Annotated in this window: 2 protein-coding genes and 1 pseudogene; all 3 read left to right on the top strand. The window is 70.0% G+C overall.

Translation table 11 applies throughout. The features are described 5' to 3' along the window. A pseudogene (locus AC27IO_RS23065) lies at positions 1 to 530 on the top strand (methyl-accepting chemotaxis protein); the annotation flags it as partial. Between the two features lie 135 nt (positions 531 to 665). Next, entirely contained in the window at positions 666 to 1,811 is a 1,146-nt protein-coding gene (locus tag AC27IO_RS23060; RefSeq protein WP_272565446.1) for a flagellar basal body P-ring protein FlgI, read from the top strand. A gap of 68 nt (positions 1,812 to 1,879) precedes the next feature. Beyond that, on the top strand, positions 1,880 to 2,296 hold a 417-nt coding region (locus AC27IO_RS23055), incomplete at its 3' end, for a rod-binding protein (RefSeq protein ID WP_498740989.1).

The following is a 2,296-nucleotide window of genomic DNA, read 5'->3' as shown; positions in this document are numbered from 1 at the left end:
CGCCGCATCGCCGACATCATCAGCGCTGATCGACTCCATCGCCTTCCAGACCAACATTCTGGCGCTGGAACGCCGCGGTGGAAGCGGCCCGGCGCGGCGAGCAGGGCCGGGGCTTCGCCGTCGTGGCCGGCGAGGTGCGCAGCCTGGCCGGCCGCAGCGCCGAGGCGGCCAAGGAGATCAAGGCGCTGATCGGCGCCAGCGTGGAACGGGCGGCGCAGGGCAGCGCCCTGGCCGACCAGGCGGGCAGCACCATGACCGACGTGGTCACCGCCATCCGCCGCGTGACGGACATCATGGGCGAGATCAGCGCGGCCAGCCACGAGCAGTCGCTGGGCGTCTCCCAGGTGGGCGAGGCCGTCACCGAGATGGACCAGGCCACCCAGCAGAACGCCGCGCTGGTCGAGGAGATGGCCGCCGCGGCGAACAGCCTGCGGGCGCAGGCGGAGGAACTGGTGCGGGCGGCGGGAGTGTTCCGGCTGGGGGCCGGGGACGCGGTGGTGCAGCCGGGCGGTACGCTACAAATTCGATAGCAATATGCCCTAGTACTGATTGCACTGGCGGCATTTTTCGCTGGTGTTCCCCCGGGGCCGGCCGCCCCAATTGACCGGTAATCCGGCATCTTTTTGGCCCATCCCGTGAAGCGGTCCGCTTTCACAATCGAGGCCATGAAAGCCCTGCCCTCTCCCCTGATTTCGCGCGCGTCGCGGCTCGTGTGGCTGCTGGCCGCCCTGGCCACCCTGTGCGCGGCGTTGCCCGCCCATGCCCTGCGCATCAAGGAAGTGGCGGCCGTGCAAGGCGTGCGCAGCAACCAGTTGACGGGCTATGGCCTCGTCGTGGGCCTGGACGGCACGGGCGACCAGACCACGCAGATGCCCTTCACCACGCAGGCGATGACGAACTACCTGCAGCAGATGGGCATCAGCCTGCCGCCCGGCACGGCGGCGCCCCAGCTCAAGAACGTGGCGACGGTGATCGTCACCGCCCAACTGCCCGCCTTCGCCCAGCCCGGCCAGACCATCGACGTGAGCGTGTCCTCCATGGGCAACGCCAAGTCGCTCAAGGGCGGCACGCTGATCGCCACGCCGCTGCGCGGCGCCGACGGCGAGATCTACGCCATGGCGCAGGGCAACATGGTGGTGGGCGGTGCCGGGGCGTCTGCCGGCGGCAGCAAGGTGCAGATCAACCACCTGAGCGCCGGCCGCATTCCCGATGGCGCACAAGTGGAACGCTCGGTGCCCACCCCGCTGAACGACAGCGACACCATCACCCTGGGCCTGAACGCCTCGGACTTCCAGACCGCCCGCAAGGTGGCCCAGGCCATCAACGGCAAGCTGGGCAACGGCGCCGGCATCGCCACGGCGCTGGACGGCCGCACGGTGCAGGTCCGCGCGCCCCTGGACCCCGGCGCCCGGGTGAACTTCATCGCCGACCTGGAAGAACTGGCGGTGGCCGACTCCGTCCCCTCCGCCAAGGTCGTCATCAACGCCCGCACCGGCTCCATCGTGCTGAACCAGGCCGTGACGCTGGGCCCCTGCGCCATCGCGCACGGCAACCTGTCGATCACCATCAGCTCCACGCCCGTCATCAGCCAGCCCAACCCGCTGTCGCAAGGGCAGACCGTGGTGGCGCAAAAGAGCGACATCACCGTCAAGCAGGAGCCGGGCAACATCATCCAGATGCCGCCGTCTCCGCAGCTGGCCGACGTGGTGCGCGCGCTCAACACCCTGGGCGCCACGCCGCAGGACCTGCTGGCCATCCTGCAGGCCATCAAGGCCGCGGGCGCCCTGAACGCCGAGCTGGAGGTCATCTGATGACCCAGGCCGCCACCTTGCCGTCCCTGCCCCCCGCGGGACGCGCCCGACCTGACGGGAGACCGCACATGGCCATGACCCTGCCCTCTGCCGCGACCACCACCGCCACCAATGCGCTGGCCGTCGATTCGCGCTCGCTCAACGCGCTCAAGTACGAGGCCGGTCAGAACAGCCCGCAGGCCGCCAAGGAAGCGGCCAAGCAGTTCGAATCGCTCTTCATGCGCGAGATGATCAAGAGCATGCGCGAGGCGACGATGAAGTCCGGCCTCATGGAAGGCGGCCAGGCTGACTTGGGCACCGACATGCTCGACCAGCAGCTGTCCATCCAGATGTCGGGCCGCCAGGGCGGGCTCTCGGAGGCCATCCAGCGCCAGCTGACGCGTCAGATCGGCGGCGGCGATGCCGGCGCCGGCGCCGAGCCCACGTTTTCGGTGCCCTCCACCTTGAGCCTGGGCGCCGCCAGCCAGCGCGCCGCCGCCGTGGCG

The organism is Acidovorax sp. KNOB132 (assembly GCF_057541515.1).
The sequence above is the reverse complement of the archived record's forward strand: the minus strand, read 5'-3'. Positions and strand labels throughout refer to the sequence as shown.